The organism is Chryseobacterium sp. PCH239, from assembly GCF_018924625.1.
GTDB classification, from domain to species: Bacteria; Bacteroidota; Bacteroidia; order Flavobacteriales; family Weeksellaceae; genus Chryseobacterium; species Chryseobacterium cucumeris.
Map to the genome: position 1 here is coordinate 4,691,616 of NZ_CP073027.1, position 22,138 is coordinate 4,713,753.

Annotated in this window: 17 protein-coding genes; 5 read left to right on the forward strand and 12 right to left on the reverse strand. The window is 36.1% G+C overall.

Annotation, left to right across the window (positions count from 1 at the left end; translation table 11 throughout):
• Positions 1-25 precede the first annotated feature (25 nt).
• From KBP46_RS21585 to KBP46_RS21620, 8 genes are all read right to left on the reverse strand, one after another.
• The gene (locus KBP46_RS21585) at positions 26-445 is read right to left on the reverse strand and encodes a hypothetical protein (protein ID WP_123279446.1); all 420 of its coding nucleotides are present in this window, start codon (positions 443-445) and stop codon (positions 26-28) included.
• 18 nt (positions 446-463) lie between these two features.
• The gene (locus KBP46_RS21590) at positions 464-949 is read right to left on the reverse strand and encodes an ankyrin repeat domain-containing protein (protein ID WP_123279447.1); all 486 of its coding nucleotides are present in this window, start codon (positions 947-949) and stop codon (positions 464-466) included.
• On the reverse strand, positions 936-1,805 hold the full coding sequence (locus KBP46_RS21595) for a GH-E family nuclease (protein ID WP_216444140.1): 870 nt from the start codon (positions 1,803-1,805) through the stop codon (positions 936-938). Before KBP46_RS21595 ends, KBP46_RS21590 begins: the two co-directional genes overlap by 14 nt.
• Positions 1,806-2,079: 274 nt before the next feature.
• On the reverse strand, positions 2,080-2,496 hold the full coding sequence (locus KBP46_RS21600) for a hypothetical protein (protein WP_216444141.1): 417 nt from the start codon (positions 2,494-2,496) through the stop codon (positions 2,080-2,082).
• A gap of 5 nt (positions 2,497-2,501) precedes the next feature.
• Entirely contained in the window at positions 2,502-3,398 is an 897-nt protein-coding gene (locus KBP46_RS21605; protein WP_216444142.1) for a hypothetical protein, read from the reverse strand.
• 308 nt (positions 3,399-3,706) lie between these two features.
• On the reverse strand, positions 3,707-7,069 hold the full coding sequence (locus KBP46_RS21610) for a DUF6443 domain-containing protein (RefSeq protein ID WP_216444143.1): 3,363 nt from the start codon (positions 7,067-7,069) through the stop codon (positions 3,707-3,709).
• A 7-nt stretch (positions 7,070-7,076) separates the two neighbouring features.
• On the reverse strand, positions 7,077-10,502 hold the full coding sequence (locus tag KBP46_RS21615) for a hypothetical protein (protein ID WP_216444144.1): 3,426 nt from the start codon (positions 10,500-10,502) through the stop codon (positions 7,077-7,079).
• A gap of 7 nt (positions 10,503-10,509) precedes the next feature.
• A complete protein-coding gene (locus KBP46_RS21620; protein ID WP_253297104.1) occupies positions 10,510-12,060 on the reverse strand; it encodes a T9SS type A sorting domain-containing protein in 1,551 nt (516 codons plus the stop codon).
• A 528-nt stretch (positions 12,061-12,588) separates the two neighbouring features.
• Here KBP46_RS21620 and KBP46_RS24180 point away from each other — a divergent pair.
• Positions 12,589-12,672, forward strand: a complete 84-nt coding sequence (locus tag KBP46_RS24180) for a hypothetical protein (RefSeq protein ID WP_082798793.1) — start codon at positions 12,589-12,591, stop codon at positions 12,670-12,672.
• A gap of 60 nt (positions 12,673-12,732) precedes the next feature.
• Here KBP46_RS24180 and KBP46_RS21630 read toward each other — a convergent pair whose 3' ends face one another.
• The 4 genes from KBP46_RS21630 to mdlD all read right to left on the reverse strand — a co-directional run bounded on the left by KBP46_RS21630 (position 12,733) and on the right by mdlD (position 17,214).
• The gene (locus KBP46_RS21630; protein ID WP_216444145.1) at positions 12,733-13,776 is read right to left on the reverse strand and encodes an anhydro-N-acetylmuramic acid kinase; all 1,044 of its coding nucleotides are present in this window, start codon (positions 13,774-13,776) and stop codon (positions 12,733-12,735) included.
• Between the two features lie 12 nt (positions 13,777-13,788).
• Positions 13,789-14,379, reverse strand: coding sequence for an LPS export ABC transporter periplasmic protein LptC (lptC, locus tag KBP46_RS21635; protein WP_079242560.1), 591 nt, complete (start codon positions 14,377-14,379; stop codon positions 13,789-13,791).
• Between the two features lies 1 nt (position 14,380).
• A complete protein-coding gene (locus KBP46_RS21640; RefSeq protein WP_062674543.1) occupies positions 14,381-15,697 on the reverse strand; it encodes a hypothetical protein in 1,317 nt (438 codons plus the stop codon).
• 197 nt (positions 15,698-15,894) lie between these two features.
• Entirely contained in the window at positions 15,895-17,214 is a 1,320-nt protein-coding gene (gene mdlD / locus KBP46_RS21645) for an NAD(P)-dependent benzaldehyde dehydrogenase MdlD (RefSeq protein WP_216444146.1), read from the reverse strand.
• 397 nt (positions 17,215-17,611) lie between these two features.
• Between mdlD and KBP46_RS21650 the strand changes: the two genes are divergently transcribed.
• The 4 genes from KBP46_RS21650 to KBP46_RS21665 all read left to right on the forward strand — a co-directional run bounded on the left by KBP46_RS21650 (position 17,612) and on the right by KBP46_RS21665 (position 22,104).
• Entirely contained in the window at positions 17,612-18,730 is a 1,119-nt protein-coding gene (locus KBP46_RS21650) for a DNA polymerase III subunit delta' (RefSeq protein WP_120231893.1), read from the forward strand.
• A 315-nt stretch (positions 18,731-19,045) separates the two neighbouring features.
• Positions 19,046-19,684 carry a TetR/AcrR family transcriptional regulator gene (locus KBP46_RS21655; RefSeq protein ID WP_120231892.1) on the forward strand — a complete coding sequence of 213 codons (639 nt, stop codon included), beginning with the start codon at positions 19,046-19,048 and terminating at the stop codon, positions 19,682-19,684.
• On the forward strand, positions 19,668-20,984 hold the full coding sequence (locus KBP46_RS21660; RefSeq protein ID WP_123279466.1) for a TolC family protein: 1,317 nt from the start codon (positions 19,668-19,670) through the stop codon (positions 20,982-20,984). The genes KBP46_RS21655 and KBP46_RS21660 overlap by 17 nt, the downstream gene beginning before the upstream one ends.
• A gap of 16 nt (positions 20,985-21,000) precedes the next feature.
• Complete coding sequence (locus KBP46_RS21665; RefSeq protein ID WP_062674555.1) at positions 21,001-22,104, forward strand: HlyD family secretion protein; 1,104 nt, start codon at positions 21,001-21,003, stop codon at positions 22,102-22,104.
• Positions 22,105-22,138: the final 34 nt, after the last annotated feature.

Here is a 22,138-nt window from a genome sequence, read left to right on the forward strand (position 1 = left end):
AATCAACATATTTATAAATTATCTCCTATTGAGTTTTACAAACTTCAGAAGCAAAAACTTCCCCCTCAAATTGAGTTTCAATAATAGCACATTTTCCTTCTATCTTTTTGATTGTACAAAGATACCCACCATTAGAGTTAATATATTTATCAGTTTCGTCATATTGGTTTTTAGCAAGATCTAATAGTAATATAAATTGGCAGTCACTCTTCCACAATATTTTATAGTATCTATCCTTCTGTATCTTTTTATTTATAGTTAGATCAAAAACCTGTTCTTTTTGAAGATCTTTGGATTTTTCTATAAGATACCTTTTATTCGTCTTCTTATTTATTAGTACAAACTTTCCATTTTTAAAATCTTTGCAAGATAGTTCTTTGGAAACAATTTCTTCAGGATTAGCTAGCAATGACAGAACAATGGGAAATAATATTAAAAACTTCATCACTTTTTTGAACTGTTATTAAGAAGTAAGAATTTCAATCATTTCATCATCTCCAATTTGCTTTGCAAAGTCTAAAGGAGATTTATTATTGTTATTTTTTGAATTTGGATCTGCACCAAAATCTTTTAATAACTTCACAATATCATAATAACCTCTTGCATTAAATACTGCAACCCAAAGAGGATTATTACCATATTTATCATTCTTATTGATTTCGATAAGCTCATTGCCTAATAGTAATTTAGTTGATTCAAAATCATTATGAGCAGTACTGAAATGTAATGGAGTTTTTCCTTCTTTATCACAGTGATTAATATCTATTTGACAGCTTAATAAAAATTTTACAATATCAATTGCTTCAGATGCAATTGCTTCATGTAGAAGATTTTCGTCAAAATCATTAATAAAATCATTAACATTAAAAGAGTTAACTTCACTTTTAACACTATCCAATTCGTTAAGTCTTACAAATTGAAAAACGGTATCTATTTTATTTTTTTTCATACTTATGACTTCTATTTGCTGATTTTGATTCGAGTTGATAATTTTTCGGATTCCTATATTCCTCTAAGAACTTTTCTTTTGAAATTTTACCATCCATATAATCTTTATGTAATTTTCTATATTCATGTCCAGGCTTATGTCCCATATCCCATGATCTGGGTTTTATTGATTTATCCCATGTTAACTCTTCACCAGTATTCGGATCATAAACTTTGTTATCTTTTTGTTTGCCACTTTCCCAAACTTGCTCCACTTGATCTTTTCCATAACCTGGACGACTCTTACTATATGGCTTTTTTGCTACTTTTGCTTCTGCCTTTGCTGCTGCTTTCGCTTCTGCCTTCGCTTCCGCCTTTAATACCATTGAGGCTGCCTTTACCTCTACTTTTGCTTGCGGAACTAGATTTAAAGCTAATAATTTTGCAGCATCTGTTCTATTAGCAGGGTAACCATCAAGATCACGACCAGTAGCAATTGTGTAAAGTTCCTCAACAGGTGTCACTGTTTTAATAACGACCATAAAGGCTGCACTATTGGCTTCCTGATCTTCCCTCTCTGCTCTCGACTGGATACCACCTTTTTGCTTCATTGCCATCCTGAAACGGAAATCTTCACCTTCTAAACCCTCAAGCTCAACATTATCAACAACCCTATTTTCAGAGAAATTATAATGCGACTGATAAGCATATTTTTCACTTAAGGGGTCAACATTAAAGAACCTCGCCATCCCGGCATCATAGTTCCTCCATCGGTAAGAACTCCATTTGGTATCAATCTGGTTTTCCTGTCCCTGAGAAGAGTATCTATAGGCTGGAGATACTGTACCATTAATATTTAGATCTCCGCCAAACTCCAATCCAAAGGGATAGTAATGGTTGGTTCTATCTATTTTCAGGCTTCCGGAAGCATCTTTATAATACGCCAGTCTGATGTTTCCTACCTGATCGGTATAATTGTAAATGTTGGTTTTTCAAAAAAGAATAAAGCAGACAGCCAATGAGACTGTCTGTTTTAATCACTATTTTTAAATAGTATTGCTATTTTTACTTATAAGAAAACAATGTGAAACATGGTCACTTTTCATGTAATGATAAAGGGATAAACTTCATGAAATATAACTTAGTCAATTATCAATAATATGTTCTTGGTGTATTAGACAAAGTTAAATTGAGACTATCACTCTTTTTTTTAATATAAAGATACTTATGATTCTCAATATCTTTTTTTTCCAAAATAATTTTTTGAAGTCCTATGTTAATTTGTAATTTTTCACAAGTTGATTTCTGCGAATAGTAATCTGCTAAATTTATAGTATTATCAGTTGTTATATTTTTACTAAAGATCTCTTTAGAATCACATTTCATAGAAACCTTTTCGTTATCAAAATAATCTTCAAAAAAAATATTAAGAAAATTTCCTTTTATGTCCAGTTTTTTTTGCAATTCTGTCAAGTGGGCGTTTATATTTTCTTGATTTACTGTGTAATTATATCTTTGTTGACATTGGCAAAAAAAGGATATAATTAAAAACAAAATAATTTTTTTCATAGGTATTATGGATTAAAAGGTGATACAAATTGATTATTTTCTACTTCCACTTTAGTCGTTATAGGAACATACTTTTTAATTTCGCTTAGTTGTTCCTTTGTTACAGTTTCACCGCTTGTTTCAGAATTCATTAGATTATCAAATTTCATACTTTGCTTTACTGTTGAAGGATTTGATGGATCTGTCTCATGTTTTAACCCAACGGTATGACCTAACTCATGACTAGTAACTTCTCCTGAGCTACTTCCTAAGATAGATTTAATTTGAATCCTGTTTGATTGAGAATTACCCATAGTATTCACTTTTCCTACAACAAAAGGACTACTTGCACCTTCTATTTTGTCAACAAAATCTATATAATAATCGCCTTTTTCAACTTTGTCAACAAAACTAATACTATTTACTTTTGTATTTGTATATATACCTTCATTATCAGTCCCTGAATATACTTTTTCAACTGTTTTAACAATTTCTGATGTTCTTATTTTTACATCTTCTGCAGTCATAATTTTACTGCTATTAAGAACCTTAAAGTCTACACTATATTGTATTTGTTGACTTCCATCTAAATTTTTATAATGTACTCCAGCCCATTCAAGTCCTTCTAATTCCTTACCATCAACAACTCTATTCTCAGAGAAATTATAATGCGACTGATAAGCATATTTTTCACTTAATGGGCCTACATTAAAGAACCTCGCCATTCCTGCGTCATAATTTCTCCATCTATAAGAACTCCATTTGGTGTCAATCCGGTTTTCGTGTCCCTGAGAAGAATATCTATAGCTTGGAGATATTGTATTATTAATATTCAGATCTCCGCCAAACTCAAGCCCGAAAGGATAGTAATGGTTGGTTCTATCTATTTTCAGGTTACCGGAAGCATCTTTATAATACGCCAATCTGATGTTTCCTACCTGATCGGTCGGATACTTTATTAAGATTTAGGGCCAGTAACGATTTATCTATAGATTCCAATCTTGTCTTAAGATTGCCCCGAAAGCAAAACAAATAATTAAAAAAATAAATAATAAACTATTAAAAAGATAGTTTTTCCTTTTGTTATTATATTTGTAGATCAGATAAAAATTAAATGCCAGTAGGAGTATAATTACTGGAGTGAATTCTAAAAAGTAGTCATACTGAAAATATAATAATAGGGTTGCATAAACTATGGAAATAATTAGAATAATTTGTGTAAGTTTCTTCATTATGGGTTATTTTTAGTTTTACTTATTTCCTTTTTAACAATTTCTGTTACTCTTTTACTTAAGTCATTGTCAATGCTTTTATGGTTTGATTTAGGAGCATGGATATTGGAAATTTTTGTTGTTTTATTACCACTTGTAGGTTTTACTTTTTCTCCACCGTAAAAGTCTTTTGTTTGATAGTAGTTAATTGCCTTTGATATATTCGATGGTATTTTCGTATCGGAATACCAATCCATAATATCTAAAGTAACCATCAAGTCTACTTTTAACTCTTTATTTTCATTTACTTTCTCGACAAGGTTGTCGCCTCCTAAACTATGTCCAACAGCAGCAACGATACCATCAGGATGATTTTTATTAAAACTAGAGATTGTAGAATTTATATCATCTTTTGTGTTTTCATTTTGAGAAGAATCAAAAATCACTACTCTAGTATCTTTACTACTTAACTGATTTAAAGCTCCAAGTCCTTTTGTGTCAACAGAACCGTCTCCTCGATTTTGAGCTTGTGTATAACCTTTTTTAGTGTCTCCGGTATATCCTTGCACTACAACTACTAAATTTTTAAATCCATCATTTTTTCTAAAATCTACAGGCTCTAACCCTTCCAATTCTCTTGCATCAACTACTCTGTTTCCACTGAAAGCATATGTTGACCAGGTGTTATATTTTTCACTTAATGGGTCAATATTAAAGAACCTTCCCATCGCAGCGTCATAGTTCCTCCATCGGTAAGAACTCCATCCTGTTTCTGATTGTTTCTCCTGTCCTTGTGTGGAATATGTATAGTTGGGAGTTATTGAATTAACAATATTTAATTCTCCTCCAAACTCTAATCCAAAAGGATAGTAATTGGTGGTTCTATCCACTTTCAGGTTTCCTGAAGCATCCTTATAATACGCCAGTCTGATGTTTCCTAAATGATCCGTGTAATTGTAAATATACTTATTTTGAACGAAATCATAATACCCTTCTGAGGTAGGCACAAAACTTAATACATCATTGGTATACTGAAATCCATCCAGATAATCGATCTTGTCGATGGTTTCCAAATTAGTTCTTCCTGAGCCATAGGTATGGATTTTTCTCAGTTTAATACCATTCGCATTATACAGGTACTTCGTATTAACATAAAAAGTATTCAGCCAATCATGAGATACATACTCTTTGTCAAATTTAATATAGTTGGGTAGATTGAGGTAATTGTAGTCAATCTGTAACATGCCTTTATCCACATGGCTTGACATATTACCGTTAGTGTCGTATGTAAAAGGATTTCCGGAAGTACTTGGATAACCTCCATAATTTCCGGAATTATCTGTCACCATATTGAGTCTATTACCTGCATAAGTATATGCCAGATCATCCATCACTACAGCTCCTACATTTGATAAAAGCCTGTTCCTTTTTAGAGTCTGGATATTCCCGTTCACATCATAGGTAAGGGTTTCATTGTAGTAATTATTCTGTGGAACGGTGGCATTGGGTTCAGAATAGATCCCGCTTTTTAACCTGTTTAATCCATCGTACTGATAATTATACCTGCTAAACGGTCTGCCATCAGCTGCCTGCCAGTCTATTTCTGCAATATTCCCATTGTATTTTCCCGTAGAAACTGTAGAGTACACAGGATTATGGTATTTAATCTCATAGGCAAAAAGCTTCCCGTTTAGGTTGGCAGGATCATTCACTTTGGTAAGCCACCCTCTGATATTGTAGCTCTGGTCTATTGACTGCAAAGGGGTACCGGTGGTATTCCCAGTCTTTTTATTCACAAGCTGTCCAAGATCATTGTAGCTGTTTTCTGCCAGCAGTTCTTCTGGTTGACTGTTCACCTTATGATAATGTTTCAGCAGTCTTTTCTGATCGTCATAAACAAACCTTTCTTTGATCACTACTTCTGCATCTGCACTTCCTTTCTTATGATAGGTATAGCTTTCATCTACAGCACTGGTGAAATCAAGCTTGAATTCCTTTTTGGTATAACCTCCTAAATGATTCCAGCTTTTCTCCGCAATTTTTCCGCCTTTGGTGTTGTAATAGAAATAGGTTTTGGTCCAGTTGTCATCCTCAATGTTTTTTACATAAGATGCTGTGGGAAGACCTTTTGTAGAAACGCCGCCGTTAATAGCTCTGTCCTCATTGATAACGTACTGCTCAAGGATCTTCGCAGGGGGAAATTCCTTAGTATCCCTTGGATAAGAGTCGTAGTAATTAACCGTTAGCACCGTAGTAAAAGCTGACAGGAAATTGTTGGTATAATATACCATAATTCCATTTTTACTGAATCCTGTATCGGAAGGTGTTTCACTTACCACCTGTGTGGCAAGCTGGGATTGCATTGAGGCTCTGTCTCCACCTGAAACAAGTCCCGTATAAGCAATACGGCCAAAGGCATCATATTTGGTCAGCAGCCATTGTCCTTTATTTTTCAGGTTCACATCCTGGGTAAGGACCGGGCGGTCTGCTGCATCATACACTACCGATTCCCAATCGTCCCTTCCCGGCAGTCTTTTTTCCACCTGCCTGTCTAAACCATCGTAACGGTACTGGTAACAAAGGCTATTGACAATATCCGTTGTAACCACATTGTTATTCTGTTCAATTTTCTTTACCGCCAGTGCAGGAATCACAAATGCTTTTTGCCCGTATTCATTGTAGACATAATAAGTATCGATATTCTGTGTCCCATCCGTCCTTCGTACCAGCACTGTCTCACCGCGTCCGTTCTGGAACTGGATAACCGGAGTTCCATCCTCATCGGTTACCGTATTTTTGTATAATGTTCCTGCCCCATAAAATTCACTGCCTGGGACTATGGATACAGAAGAAACCGTTTGGTTATCTGTTCCTGTTGTACTGGTAGTTGTATTGGTGATAAATTTCTTTACTTCTGAGCCCTGGTTTACTTCATATTTAAACTTTTGGGTATGTCCGGCTGCCATTTTCCATGGTTCACCCGGCTGGGCCACTTGTTTTACCCTGTCCAATGGAGAATTTTCAATGTCTCTTTCTGTATACGCATTGGTGACACCGTAATAAGAATTAGCCGCTGTTTCATTCACAATTCCGGTATGAATGGCTGAATTGAGGTTATTAGCCGGGACAGGAAGGATATCCTTATCCTTTCTTCCAAACCCATCATAGGTAATGGGCGTCACCAGATCTTTTCCGGTAGTGGTGGCTTTTACGCTAATGATCTGTTTGGGTCTTCCTAATCCGTCAAAATAAGTAACTGTTTCTGTTTTCTTGCTGCAGTCACCATTTAAACAGGTTTTGGAGTGTATATAGTTTTCTGTTGTACTTTGTGCAAAGGCCGTCATCGCTGTAAACAGCAGACCTAAAAGTTGTATTTTTTTCATGGTGTGTTTACTGTTTATAATTATACTTGAATTCTTTCACCACCTTATAGCTATAGGTTCCTGCGTTGTCTCTTTCCCTTACCTGAACCTGTTTCAATCGGTTAGCTGTGTCATAGATATAAAGTTCTCTAACTCCTGAAGGTGGAGTAATAGTGGTTACCCCTATTAAAGGGTCGTAAGTATATTTGGTGGTCATTCCAACAGGCTGAAAAGCATCAAGAGCCAGTAAGAGTTCAGCTTCTTTCGTGGGATCAGCTGCATCATCATTGGATTTGGTTATGATAGTACCGATCATCCCTTCGATTTGACTATAGGTAGAGCCTACAACTTTGGCAATCGGCCTTGTCTTGTTGTATCCCCAGACAATACTAACAGGTGTACCGTCTTTCTCCCTGTATTGAAGAATATTTCCTTTGTCATCATATTTTTCATAGGTGACATCCTTAGAGGAAACGTTAGGACTCAGAGTATCATAAGAGTATTCAGATAATGGAAGTACTAAGTTTCCGGTAACCGAATGAGGCAGAGCCATTGGATAAATCGTTTCATCACGGGAGGTCACTTTGGTAATACTATTTACTGTTTGCTGGGTCTTTGTTTCTAGTGGAATTCCCACCATGTTCTTACTGATGAGTAGCGGGTTATTTTTCTCATCAGCATACTGATAGCTTTTCTCTACCGTAGATAGATCCGGGAAAACGGTTTTTTCACTGGTCAGCTGATGGTGTTTGGGGTTGTTATAGAAATACTGGATTTCTGTTTTCATGGCATTACCATTCAGATAATCTGTTGTTTTCTGAGATTTCAGGTACTCGAAATGAGAAATATTTTTGTATTGTACAATATCAAGATTATCCAGCTTATCTTCATAGGTAATCAAGCCTACAGGTTTACCAAAACAAACATCATTATACGTTTGAGTCACATTTTGAGCCCCTGATGCCTGACAGTTTTTATATCCATCTACAGCATTGTATTTATGAGAATGGCTGGCAGTACAGTAACTATACGAAATGGTTTTTACCACATCTTCTGCTGTGCAGAGTTTGGTCTCATTTTTAGTGACAGGATTGTCATAATTTTTTCTGATCGAAAAACCATCCACCTGATATTTTCTGCTGTTATCCTCTTCATAATTCATCTCTACAGTGCGTACCAGATTACCTCCGGCATCCAGATATTGAGTCAAAAGTTCGCGCCCATTATTCCACCCAAAGTTTGTCCAGACGGAGTTTCGGATATTATCTCCGTGAATTACTTTACCAAAATCATCTGAACTAATAGAGTAATTATGGATAATATTTGATTTTCCTTCTACAATTTCCTGCACGGTTTTATAAAATACATTGGGATGGGTAGCAAATAGCTGATTAATATTGGAAGATGTTACCATTGTATAGGGAAACCTTTCTACTCCTGTAGGAACTGATCCACTTGGCAGATTGGGATTATTTGTACTACAAGTTCTGGTATAAAGAAGCTGCTCCTGAAATGCCGGAGTTCTTAATACCACGGCTTCCGTATATTGATCATTCAAATCCCGGTAAACAAACTTTCTAGTTGATGCCACTCCATTTTCTGAGGTATCTACAATTTTAGCAATTCTTAAACCTCCAATAGGCACTTCTCTGTCTCCATAAACGGCCTCTTTACTGGTATAGCTTGCGGATGCTGTGGAACGGGTACAAACAAATAGTGTCCAAAGCTTAAGGGTTAAAGGTTCATCTTTCTGGACATGGGCAAAAATACCTCCTCCATTATTGGTAGGAAATGTAACTGAATTACCTGCATTGGTAACAACTCCTGTTGAAGTTTTATAATACAATGGCACGGCCTGTCCACCGGGTTTCAAGAGACTAACAATAGCTCTGTGCTTTCCGGTGATTTGTTCAGCCGGATCACACGTATTGTTAAACTGGGCACTCCCTCCCAAGCTTATTTCTTCTGTTTTTAGTGGAGTAAAAACCACTGTATTTTCAACATGAGCATTATTATCATCCGCAGTTGCCTTGATTTGAACCCCCGTTCTTTCTGATGGGCTCAACATCACATTTTTCTCAATCGCAGTATTATTTTCATAAAAAAATTCAGTAGAGCCTTTAGTAGGGTAAATAACCTTCTGAAGTATCCCTATAGGTGTATGTTGTGGGCTGACTGGCTGCGAAGCTCCGTTATATGAGCTCCACAAAGCTACCTCATATATGGAAGGGACAAGATTGGTGTTGCCGGTTACACCATTATAATATCCCCAACTATCTCTACTGAAGGAGAGTCTTTGAGGAAATACATCCGGTAAATTATATTCAAACCCATAGGTAGTGTTTAAAATACTGTCTACGATGGAAGTGAGAAATAACCTGTTGTTGGCTGTAAGGTTGTAATTAAGGGTAACATCATTAATAATACTGCCATTAACTTTTTTAGTAACCTTTTGCAATCGTTTATAATCACTGCTGCCTCCTGATTGTAGGTAATCAAATATAATCTCTCCATAAGAAGGATTGTTACTGTATATTCTCTTGATCTGTTTTCCGGCAACGGTCTGGTTATGGCTGATCAGCTCACTGACCTGTGGGTATCGGATAAATGCAGGATTTCCACAACTTGATGTCATTGGACCCGCGTTAGGTGATGTGTAAGATAAGGTCTGTGACTGGCTCATCGTGTTGGTATAACCACCATCTACATTCTCAATAAATACTGTTTCTCCGCTGGTAATATCCTCAATTTTTGTAAGATACCAGGCTGTGGTAGAAATGGATATAAGAGAATGTCCTGCACCAGCGGTGCGGTTAGATGTCGTCTCTTTATCTGTAAAATAGTATTTGGTTCCATTATCTACCGTTATAGTAAAAGAATTTCCACCGCTTGTTCCTTCAATGACAACATCTTTTTGGGAATAAATCACTGGTATTCCTTTTTTATCAAAGACAAATTTGATCTGCATGCCTCCAAAGCTCGCCATATATAAATCCTGCTCTGTATCTATATCATCGAAGGAAGCATCCTGGAAAAATTGCATAGCCGCTGTAGTATTAGCTCCTAAATCTCCAATATTAGTTGGAATATTTATATTAGATTGGTTGTCCTCATCAGGGAGATCTCTTATAACTCGTGTAATTACACCTCCTGAAACAAGGTTCCAGCCTAAACCAGTAGAGCCGTTCATATCATCTACTTTTATTCCATTGGAAAAATAATTAAGTCTGATGGGTATAGTAATATTTCCGGCCGAAAAGGACGTCACAGGGATATCTACATTGGCATTTCCTGTAAACAAACTTATCGGAAGGTTTCCAAAGGAGCCCAGTTTGTAAGACTCTGCAGATGGAGGAATAATATTTGGAAGGGTGGACGGTTTGCTGCCTGTAGTTTGTGCTAATGCTGTTCCAAAGGACAGGCAAAAAAACAAACTGGTTATATTTTTCTTCATTGTGTTTTTATTTCTTAATTAATTTGGAATTCGCAGTTTTATTGGTATCTGTTTTTATTGTCACCAGATAAGCTCCCTGCACCAAAGCCTGGGTATTAATCTTAGTCACTCTGTTTTTGGTTTTTATACTTTGAAGCTGTCTTCCGCTCATGTCATACAACAGAATATCAGCATCCTTAAAATCAAAACCGATTTCTACGTAAGCATAATCCGAAACAGGGTTTGGATAGATCTTGATATCGTATTTTTCAATCAGCTGATCAACTTGTTTGTCGCCCAGCTTTACAATTTTCCAGTTTTCTTTACCCAATTCTTCTGCACTGGTTCCAGCGAGAATAATGGAACCGTCTCTGTTGAGTTTTAAATCAGAAAGTCTTTCTTCTTTTTGTCTGGATTCTCCTTTTATGTGTTTTCGCCACTGCTCATTACCATTCTGGTCCAGATAAAGCATCCAGAAGGTTTCATCATCAGCTTGGATTCTTCCTTCAGCCTGGGTGTAACCTCCCAAGAGAATACCTTTAGAAGATTTATCATCTGCAGAATGAAGAACACTCATACTCATCAAAATATCTCTGTTTTTGAAATTGTAGGATTTCTGCCATTGTTCATCACCTCTTTCATTTAAAGCAATTAACCAAAGGTCAGTTCCTTCTTCAATGCCTACGGTTTTATTTCCTGATCTTTCTGATCTGGATTCTCCGCCAATGATAAAGCCAGTGGAAGTTAAAGCCAGAGTTCTCAAATGGTCATCTCCTTTGCCTCCAAAGTTCTTTTCCCATTCTACTTTCCCGTTTTTGTCCAACTTGACAATCCAGTAATCGCCCTCACCAAAGTTTTCAGTTTGTTTCGAGTTTCGGGATACGGGGGGAGTGTTTTGAACGTTTGATGCAGAATCTGCACTTTGCATTTCAGAACCTGCAACACGAACCTCGGAACTCCTTGAATAAATCCCCAGCAACGCTCCTCCATCTCTCGTTGGAATCATCTTCTCTACTTCGTCTAACCCTTTTCCACCTAAGATCAATTGGGAGAGTTCTTTTCCGTCTTTATCAATTCTGGTAATCCATACGTCTTTTGAACCATAGCCTTTGGATGAATTTTGCACATTTCCGGCTACAAAAAATCCTAAATCAGTAGTTTGGATAACAGCTCTTGCTTCTTCATCGGCAGACGACCCAATAGTTTTCTGCCATAGTTCATCTCCAAATTCATTGATTCTGATCAGCCAGATATCAGAGCCTCCTTTGGAATCGTCTTTTTTGTCTAATCCTTTTCCGGAATAAGATGTTCCGGCCAAAAGAAATCCTCCATCCTGAGTGGTAACGGTAGCAGAAAGATAATCATGATTTTGTCCAGAAAAATATTTCTCCCAGACTTCTTCTCCCTGCTGATTGAGTTTTACCAAATGAAAATCATAACCGTTGTTTTGCTTACTGCCTGAAGCCTGTTGCTTATTGCTTTGAATAGAGCTTCCTGTGATCAAATACTGCTGATCTATGGTTGTGGTGACCTGGCTTAGAAAATCCTGGGTAGAGGATTTTATATCCTTCTGCCACACTACTTCCTAAGCAGATATTCCCAGGATTGTGCATAGAATGAATGCACTGAGAGAGATTTTTTTCATTCCCGTGTTTATTTAAGTTGACATTGTTATTATGATAGATCATGGTTAGATCCAGTTTTTTATCCTTATCCGTTTCTGAGAATCAGATGCCTTTATAGGGCAAAAAACATTTCAAATATAATATTCTTTTGGTACAAAAAATAGTGTATTTCTTATGCATCAAAACTGATCTGAATTTGTACATATGAAATTGATTTTTAAATATTTAAAAAGGAGTTGAAGAATATACAGCGAATGGATATAATTGAATAAAAATTTCATAGTTATTGTTTTTTAGCTATAATCGCTTGTTTATAGAAATCTTGTGAATTTAACATTTTTTAACATGTTTTAGCGAGTATTAATTTGATTTAATACAAAAATATTCTCTTGAAACGACAGAACATGTCGTGATATTTTTATATATTAATTATATTCAGGGCATTCTGTGAAAAGAAAAAACTTTCACAAACAGATCTTGCTATGATAATAGGGAGGAATAGACAGTATCTCTATAAAATTGAAAAAGGAAAGGTACTTCCAGTATTTTCACTATTTCTGTTATAGCCTATGCATTAGATATTTCATTGGCTGAGCCTGATCGGTAACATACAAGTATGAAAATATCTAAGCAATAACTCCCGAACAATGATCCGCTGTACTTCCAGTCGCAGAAGACAACACATTGATCTCGTTATTCATTTTTAAAACACCCATAAAGGAAAAAATCAGGGCTTCTTTATAATTGATGATCTCTTTTTCAGGGATGATGACTTCGGCTTTTGTTTTCGCTCTTATTTTTTCAATTAAAAACGTGTTGTAGGCGCCTCCTCCGGTGATAAGAATATCTTTTATACTATATTGATTGATGACATTGGTAATCTGCTGGGCAGCATGTTCCGTAAAAGTAGCCAGTGCATCCAGTGTTTCAATATTTTCAAGAAGTGGAAATATATGTTGATGGCACCATTCTATTCCCAAAGATTTTGGATGTGAAGTTTGATAGAAATCCAGGGCGTTAAGTTGATTCAGTAGGGTTTCATCTATTTTTCCCTTTGCTGCCAATGCTCCGTTTTCATCAAAATTTTTATGCAGCTGCTGGGCCAGATGGTTCAAAACAATATTTACCGGGGCGATATCAAAGGCAATTCTTTTTCCTTCCGAACGTAAAGAAATATTGGAGAATCCGCCCAGGTTCAGGCAAGCACTGTATGCAGAGAAAAGCAATTCATCACCTATAGGAACCAAAGGTGCTCCATTTCCTTTCATAAGCACGTCCTGACTTCTGAAATCATAGATAACAGGAAGTCCGGTTTCCAGTTTTATAGCTCTGCCGTCGCCGATTTGTAATGTGAATTTTTTTTGAGGCTGATGAAAAACAGTATGGCCATGAGAGGCAATCAGGTCAATATTTTCAAGCTGATGTTGATGAATAAACTTTTTAACCTGTTGTCCAAGATAAAAACCATAGTCTGAATGCAGTTCCAATAAATCTTCAGAAGAAAGATGAATAGAGTTTCTAAGTTGAGTTTCCCAATCCTCAGAATAGGAGAGTGTCTCAGCTTTAAGGATTTGAAAGGTCCATGTGTTCTGCTTTTCAAATTCAGCGAGACAGATATCCAAACCATCCAGACTTGTCCCGGACATCAACCCAATAGCCAGCGCTTTCATTATTTTTTGGATTTATTTTTTATTTTCAGAAATTCTTTTGGAACTGAAATCTCCGGAGTTGTTATAGAATGTGTATTCGGAAAAGTCATCCTTGGCGGTCATTCCGTTGGCACCTACCAGTGTAGAACCGTCTTCCATGGTAACATAAACCGTATCTTTGGTATAGATTCTGTTTTTTTTCTGATCCCAATAAATACTCTGCATGGCAAATCTCTGTCCTTCATTGGTTTTTATCCTTACATCACCTTTAGCTTCATAGAATTTTTTGTATTCAAAAATACGGGCATATTTAGCGGTAATTCTTCCTGGAACTTTAGGTTTCTTTTTATCAAAAAACTCAATGTCAATTCCTTTTCTGGCTACTACATATGGACTGTCAATCAGTTCGTATTTTTCAATGATGGGTGCTTTGGCTTTTAACGTAATAAAGCCGGAATCACGCTGTATAATATTAGCGTTGTTGATGATCTGTGAAGGAAAGTTTTTGCTTTGACTGCCATTTCTTTTGGTAAGATCTTCCTCACAGGATGTCAATATAAAAAATATAGCACAACTAAAAAGGCATGCTATATTTTTATATGATATTTTTTTTGAAAAGTTCATTTTAGTTATAAAGAGTCTTTCTGAACCACTTATCAGCAAAATTAAAGCCGATTCTCAGGTTGATGAAATTCTGGTTGATCAGGTTGTTCTTAAGAGTTCCTCTCTTACCAACTTCTAATCCGATTTCAAGACCACTCATTCTGGTGATACTACTGTTTTTGAATGGTAACATTACTCCGGCAGAAATACCGAATTTGTTAATACTGTTCCCTTCCAGATTCAGATTTCCTCTTTCATAAAATGCTCCATATCTGTAGATTACTCTTGAGAAGTAGCTTCTGAAGTTGTTATAATTGGGAAGGTACCATCCCCCTGCAGAAATTCTGTACGTATCCTGGAAACTGAAATCTTTACCAAAGTAAGAGATATCTTCTCCTTTTTTATAATCTACCTGTCCTGATACAAACCAATGGTTCTCACTTCCGTATCCAACCCCTAAGGATGCCTGTAATGGAAGAAGATTTTTAGACTTCGTTTCTTTTTGTTCGATGATTGTTTCTGATCCGCTAACTTTAGTCGTTTCCTGAGCATCAGAATATCTGTACGTACTATTGGTGTATTGAGTAGTCATATTACTTGTATTACCAAAAGTAGCGGTAGCTCCTACCGTGAACTTTTTATCAGTACGTGTATTTAAAGTCTGGTAACTTGTTCCCAGTGTAAAATTAAAGTTTCTGATTCTGTTTTTAGTCTCATATCCATTAACGTATTCACCTGCATACGTACCAAGGTTGCTGTTGTAAGCTCGGAATTCATTTAGGTCATTAAGATCTCCAAAATAAAGGTTTGCTTTTGCTCCTACTGATAATTCCTGATTGATTTTATAAGAAACTGCAAGCTGTGCTGTGTTCAAAGTTCCACTTCCTTTGAAATTATTTCTGTAAAGAGGAGTCGTGTTATCACTGGCAAGCTGTTCTGTTACGATGTCGTAGCTTTTAGAACTGTAAGGCTGATAAGAGATCCCCATTTTCACTTTTGAAGATAATGGAAATGCAATCGAAATATTGGAAAGATACGTAGAATGCTTTGTAGATTTCATATCGTTATAGTTCGATTTGAAATAATTGTTTTCGTTGGTAGCTTCCAGTCTGATACTCGTAAGTTCAAAATTGGCGTTGTTTGCCGGGTTGGCAAAATTGAAACTACTGGTAAAATCACTAATAAAAGCAGTAGATATACCTCCCATAGAAGTAGTTTCGATCGTATTATCATATTTCACATCTCCAATTCCATAAGTTGCATAAGGAGAGTTGCTTAGACTCTGCGCATTCAGAAAATATCCAACTGATATGAATGATACTACAAAGATTTTTTTCATTCTTTATTTTTAAAACAATGCGCAAATATCTTAAATATTAATGAATTGTAAAAATTATATGTGGTTAAAGTTTGTTAAGGGCTTGTCTTTAAAAGAAAAATGCAATTTTTCCGCCATAAAAATATCAATTCTGTTTTGCAAAAAAAGACTGTTCTATGATGAACAGTCCCGGTTTATATGAATAAGCATTTATACTATTATTTTACCTGGAGAACAGAACGGCTGTGGCTGAAACATTCAAAACTGAATTTTCCGTGATATTTTCCCATTCCCGAAGTTCCTACACCTCCAAAAGGTAAGTAATGTGACCCCACGTGGATAATAGCGCTGTTAATCTCAGCATCTCCACTTGTGGTGTGGTCTAAAACATAATCGGCAAATTCCTGATCCTCTGTGAAAACATATAATGCCAATGGTTTAGGGCGGCTATTGATTTCCTCCAACGCTTCCTCAATATCATTATAGATCATAATAGGAAGAATAGGGCCGAAAATCTCTTGCTGCATCACCTGATCATCCCAGTTCACATTATCCATTAAAGTGGCTTCAAAGTGACGGGTCTCAAGATCATAATGTCCTCCATAAATTACTTTTTCCGGCGTTGCTTCAAGGTAACCTGCAAGATGTTTAATTTGGTTCTGGCTTACAATCTTCCCGATTTTTCCCAAAGAATTCCCTTCATAAGCAGCATTTAAATGAGCTTTAAATTTTTCAATAAATGCATCTTTTACAGATTTATGGATATAAATATAGTCAGGAGCCACACAGGTTTGTCCGCAATTAATCCATTTTCCGTAAGATATTCTGGCTACAGCTTTATCAAGATCAGCATCTTTGTGAACGATGATAGGAGATTTTCCTCCAAGTTCCAAGGTAACCGGAATTAATTGTTCTGCAGCGGCTTTCATCACAATTTTCCCGACATTCGGGCTTCCTGTAAAGAAAATATAATCAAAAGGTAAGCTGAGTAAAAGAGTATTTTCCTCAATAGCTCCCTGAATAACGGCTACGTAAGATTCATCAAAAGATGCTTTCACAATATCTTCAAGTACCTGAGCAACATGTGGTGTGTTTTCAGATGGTTTTATGATTGCTGTATTTCCGGAGATCAAGGCTCCGATAAGCGGACTGAACGTCAATTGAACTGGATAGTTGAAAGGTCCGATAATATAGGTAACCCCATAAGGCTGATAGGTTATTTTGCTCTCAACTTCAGCGCCTGAAGGATGTGGTTTTGAGGGGACGGAAGTAGGTTTTGCCCATTCATTAATATTTTCAAGCAAATAATCAAGTTCGCTGATCACTATTTGAATCTCCACATATTCCGCTTCTTTTCTGCTTTTTCCCAAATCTGTATTCAAAGCCTCACAAAGTGCATCGGTATGCTGAAGAAAAACATCCCGGAATTTTTTTAGTTGTGCTTTTCTGAATTCAATATTTTTTGTCTGATTGGTTTTGAAAAAGGCTTTCTGCTGTTGAAATATGCCTTTGATTTTTTGTTCCAGGTTAGTATCCATTGGTTTACAATTTTAATATTTGAAATTGGTGTGAAATGGTAATAAATTTACGAATAATTTCACTGAACAAATGTATTGCTTAAAATTAAATTGCGTAAAATTTAATTTTATATTTTATTCTAATCCTGTTATTGATATTACCTATAATGTATTTCTTTATAAACTTTTATTTTGAGTTATTGAGATTGTATGAAGATATTAAGATAAGCTTCGCTTAAGTTTAAAATCAGAATAATTCATCTTAATAATTCTTTATTTCTTCAATCCTTCTTAATGGTTTGACTGCATCCTTCATTTTTATAGATTTAAAGAAACTCAAAATGTAGGATCTGCATTTTTATCCATTTTAAGCTGACTTAATTTTATGAAATGAAATAAGATTTTTTATCTTTGAAACATGAATTGGGAGAACATCGCCGGACAGACGAATCTGAAAAAACTTCTTAGAGAAAGCATTGCTGAAAACAGAGTGAGCCATGCCCAACTTTTTGTAGGAAAAGAGGGATACGGAACACTGCCTATGGTACTGGCCTATGCAAGGGAAATTTTCAGTCAGGAAAACGAACATGCTGCTGCGAAGGTTGAGCATCTCAATCATCTGGATCTGCATTTCAGCTTTCCGGTTTTTACAGACAATAAAAACTCATTAAGCAAGAATAAATTTGATGAATTCAGAGAAATGATCCTGGCTTCACCCTATGCAAGTTATGATGACTGGACCGCTTTTTTAGAATCAGAAAATAAACAGTTATTTATTTCTGCGGATGAAGTGGATGACCAGAATCAGAAGTTCTCTTTAAAAAGTTATGAAGGAGGAACCAAAATTCTTATTGTGTGGAGAGCAGATAAAATGAATGTCGCCGCTTCTAATAAGTTTTTGAAATTTTTGGAAGAACCACCAGCAAAAACGGTCATTCTTCTTACAGCTGAAAGTACAAACGATATTCTTCCAACTATTCTTTCCAGAACACAGATTGTAGAAATTCCGAGAATTAATGATGAAGATATAGAAAGTTATCTTAAAAAGAATTTCTCTGTTTCAGAAGAAAAAGTGAGAGAGATTGTTCATGAAGCTCAGGGAGATCTCAATGAGGCTATAAAATTGTTGAATTCCGGAGATAAAAGCAACGAGTTTGAAAAGCTTTTTGTACAATGGGTGAGAGATGCATTTATGGTAAAGAAGAAACCGGAATATCTCAGAAGCATTATTGTCTGGGCAAGAGAAATTGCAGGATGGAACAGGGAAAAACAGAAAAATTTTCTTAATTACTGTTCTGAGATTTTCAGACTGGCATTGCTTCAGAATTATCAATCTGAAAATCTGGTCTACAAAAAGATCAATGCGAACGGTTTCAATTGGGCCGGCTTTTCAAAATTTATCAGTGGGGCTAATATTGAGAGTATTTTGGAAGAAATTAATACAGCCGATCTTCACCTTACTAGAAACGGAAACCCCAAAATTGTCTGGACCGATCTGGGAATTAAACTATCAAGATATATTCATAAAAGTACATAAATAAAAACTCTGGTTAACGCCGGAGTTTTTATTTTATTCTGGAGATTATCATTTTAGCTTTACTTTCCTGTCTTTTTTATGTATACTTTAATTGAATATAGGCTGGAAATAATTAAAATTATCATTGAAATATTTCCCATATATGAATTAAAAATGAGCTCTCTTTTTATTGTTTTCCATTAAAAACTGCCTCTGTTGCGTATTCAGCATATATTATAGAAAACGTCTTTTCTTTGCAATAAATTAAATCTATATTAAAAAATCAATCAATCGTTTGATTTGTGTTAAAACTTGTGTACATTTGCGCCCTGAAAAATGAACACTAACATGATTTCAAAAGAAGAAAATATATTATTCGCAGCTGAGAAGCTCTTTGCAGAAAAGGGATTCGAAGGAACTTCCACCAGGGAAATTGCAAAGGATGCGAATGTTAATATTTCTATGATCTCGTATTATTTTGGCTCTAAAGAAAAACTTTATGAGAAATTAGTAGAATACAGAATGAATGAAGGTCAGTTTTTTTCTAAAGATCTTTTGGGAAGAACAGACATCAACGAATGGCAGAAGATTGAAAGAGTAATAGATCAGTTTTCTCACAAGATCCGGACTCAAAAGTGCTTCTACAGGATTATGCAGAGAGAGCAGCTGCATACTAAAAATCCTCAGATTGTAGAATTTTTGAAGCAAACCAAAATGGGATTCCTTTCCATGTATTCACAAATATTGGAAAGTGGTCTTAAAAATGGAATTTTCACCAAAAATCCACCTATTTATCTCCTGCATTCTACCGTAAGCGGAACTTTGTTTTATGCATTTAATGCGAAAGAAATGTATAAAGAGTTCCTGAATGAAACAGAAGATGAAGAAGCTTTTGACGAAAGATACTACACAGAACTTAATAAACATATTAAATATTTACTAAAAGACCTTTTAGGTTATGAAGAGAATAAATAACTCAGTGATTGCATTATCACTATTCGTAGGAATAGCAAATGCGAATGCTCAGGAGAAAAGAACACTTACTCTTGACGAGGCCGTGCAGCTGGGAATCCAGAACAGCAAGAATCTCAAGATCGATGCAGCCAAGATCGAAGAGGCTACAGCTGATCTTTTGGAGGCTAAAAACAGACAGCTACCGGAATTAAAAGTGTCAGGTAGCTATATGTACCTTCCGATAAAACCCAATGTTGATATCAAACTTCCTGGTCTTGCAGGCGGAGCTGGCGGGCCTGAAATACATCAGGTAGTTTACGGTTCTGCAAACCTTAGCGTTCCCATTTACAGCGGCGGAAGAATCAAATATGGGATTCAGTCCGCTAAATATCTTGTAGAGGCGTCTAAACTAAGCACTGAGAATGATAAAATTGCCATTGCTTACAACGTTGCCCAGGCTTATAACAATTTGTTTAAAGCTAACCAGTCTATCAAAGTTTTTGAAGAAAATCTTGCCGCTTCTCAAAAAAGGGATGAAACCTTCCTTAAAATGGAAAATAATGGTTTGATCGCAAGAAATGATAGATTAAAGGCGAACCTTCAGACTTCAAATATTGAACTTCAACTATTGGAAGCTAAGAATAACTATAATATTGCGAACATCAATATGGATCTTTTATTGGGGCTTCCTGAAACTACAGAACTTACAGTAGATGAAAATTATATTGAAGAAGGATCAGACGTAAAACCTGTTGATTATTATGTTACCGAAGCCAGAGAAAACCGTAAGGATTTACAGGCTCTGGCACAGCAGAGAAAAGCAGCGGAATTAGGTTCGAAGGCAGCAAAAGCAGAAAATCTTCCTTCCATCGCATTTACAGGAGGTTATGTAGCAGCTGATATCCCTAAGTTTCTTACCGTATACAATGCCATCAATGTAGGAATCGGGGTTTCTTATAACCTGTCTAATCTTTGGAAAGAAAATTCTTCATTGAAACAATCACAGGCGAGAGAAAAACAGCTTGCGGCAACTGATGAATTACTGAATGATAACATCAAGCTTGATGTCAACAGAGAATATCAAAACACAGATTATTCAAAAAAGAGAATTGCTGTTTTTGAAAAATCGGCGGAACAGGCTAATGAAAATTACAGAATTACCAAAAATAAATACGACAACGGGTTGGCAACCATGACTGAATTGCTGGACGCAGACGCAGCTCAGATTGCTGCCAATGTTGGCGTGATCAATGCCAAGGCAGATGCTGCACTGGCATACAGAAAACTATTACAGACAACAGGAACTTTAACAATTAAATAATCAGATCGAAACCAAAATGGAAAATAATAATACACAGGCAGCTGAACCTAAAAAGAAAAAAAGTTTAGTTTTTCCTATCATTTTAGCGGCAGTAGTAATCGGAGGAGGAATCTACGGTTACAGAGCCTTTACTTACGGACAGTATCACGAAGAGACTGATGATGCTCAGATTGCTTCCAATATGGCCCCGGTAATTTCTAAAATCTCGGGATATGTAGCTCAGGTAAAAGTAAAAGACAACCAGTTTGTAAAGAAAGGAGATACTTTGGTGATTTTGGATAACAGAGATCAGAAAATGGCTCTTGATCAGGCTCAGGCAGCATTATCTACAGCTAAAAGTAATATCTCCAATGCAGAAGCTACTACCACAGCGACTTCAAAAAATATCGGTTCTTCTGAAGCAGCGGTAGTTACTGCTAATGCTCAGATAGAAGCAGCAAAAGTAAATGTCTGGAAAACTTCTCAGGATTTGAAAAGATATGCTAATCTTGTAAAAGACCATTCTATTACAGAACAACAATATGAGCAGGCTTTGGCTGCAAAACAATCTGCAGACAGACAGTTGCAGGTTTTAGTGGATCAGAGAAACCAAATTGCTCAGCAAACTCACATCGCTTCTTCTCAGACGGCTGCAAGCTCACAACAAATCAGTGTGGCAGGATCTGTTGCTAAACAAAGAGAAGTAGATGTAGAAAATGCAAAATTGAATCTATCCTATACTGTAATCCTTGCTCCTGAAGATGGATACGTAGGAAAAGTACCTACACAGGCAGGTCAGTATCTGCAGGCTGGGGCACAGTTGTTTGCTTTGGTTAAAAATGACCAGAAATGGGTGGTAGCTAACTTTAAGGAAACGCAGGTAGATAAAATGGTAGAAGGGCAGAAAGTGAAAATTGAGATTGATGCCTTCCCTGATAAAGAATTTGAAGGAGTAGTAAGCTCATTCTCTCCTGCTACTGGAGCTACTTTCTCTATTCTTCCTCCGGATAATGCGAGTGGTAACTTCGTAAAAGTAGTTCAGAGACTTCCTGTAAAAATTGATTTTGTAAATCTTGACAAGAATATTGCCAAAAGATTAAGAACAGGAATGAACGTAAAGGCAGAAGTTGCTTTGAAATAACATTTAAAATTGTTAAAAATCAATGAACTTCGTT

Bases quoted from the DNA above. Each gene is read 5' to 3' on its own strand.
- KBP46_RS21585 (WP_123279446.1), bottom strand. From the start codon at position 445: ATGAAGTTTTTAATATTATTTCCCATTGTTCTGTCATTGCTAGCTAAT.
- KBP46_RS21590 (WP_123279447.1), bottom strand. From the start codon at position 949: ATGAAAAAAAATAAAATAGATACCGTTTTTCAATTTGTAAGACTTAAC.
- KBP46_RS21600 (WP_216444141.1), bottom strand. From the start codon at position 2,496: ATGAAAAAAATTATTTTGTTTTTAATTATATCCTTTTTTTGCCAATGT.
- KBP46_RS21610 (WP_216444143.1), bottom strand. From the start codon at position 7,069: ATGAAAAAAATACAACTTTTAGGTCTGCTGTTTACAGCGATGACGGCC.
- KBP46_RS21615 (WP_216444144.1), bottom strand. From the start codon at position 10,502: ATGAAGAAAAATATAACCAGTTTGTTTTTTTGCCTGTCCTTTGGAACA.
- KBP46_RS24180 (WP_082798793.1), top strand. From the start codon at position 12,589: ATGATAATAGGGAGGAATAGACAGTATCTCTATAAAATTGAAAAAGGA.
- KBP46_RS21630 (WP_216444145.1), bottom strand. From the start codon at position 13,776: ATGAAAGCGCTGGCTATTGGGTTGATGTCCGGGACAAGTCTGGATGGT.
- lptC (WP_079242560.1), bottom strand. From the start codon at position 14,379: ATGAACTTTTCAAAAAAAATATCATATAAAAATATAGCATGCCTTTTT.
- KBP46_RS21640 (WP_062674543.1), bottom strand. From the start codon at position 15,697: ATGAAAAAAATCTTTGTAGTATCATTCATATCAGTTGGATATTTTCTG.
- mdlD (WP_216444146.1), bottom strand. From the start codon at position 17,214: ATGGATACTAACCTGGAACAAAAAATCAAAGGCATATTTCAACAGCAG.
- KBP46_RS21650 (WP_120231893.1), top strand. From the start codon at position 17,612: ATGAATTGGGAGAACATCGCCGGACAGACGAATCTGAAAAAACTTCTT.
- KBP46_RS21655 (WP_120231892.1), top strand. From the start codon at position 19,046: ATGAACACTAACATGATTTCAAAAGAAGAAAATATATTATTCGCAGCT.
- KBP46_RS21660 (WP_123279466.1), top strand. From the start codon at position 19,668: ATGAAGAGAATAAATAACTCAGTGATTGCATTATCACTATTCGTAGGA.
- KBP46_RS21665 (WP_062674555.1), top strand. From the start codon at position 21,001: ATGGAAAATAATAATACACAGGCAGCTGAACCTAAAAAGAAAAAAAGT.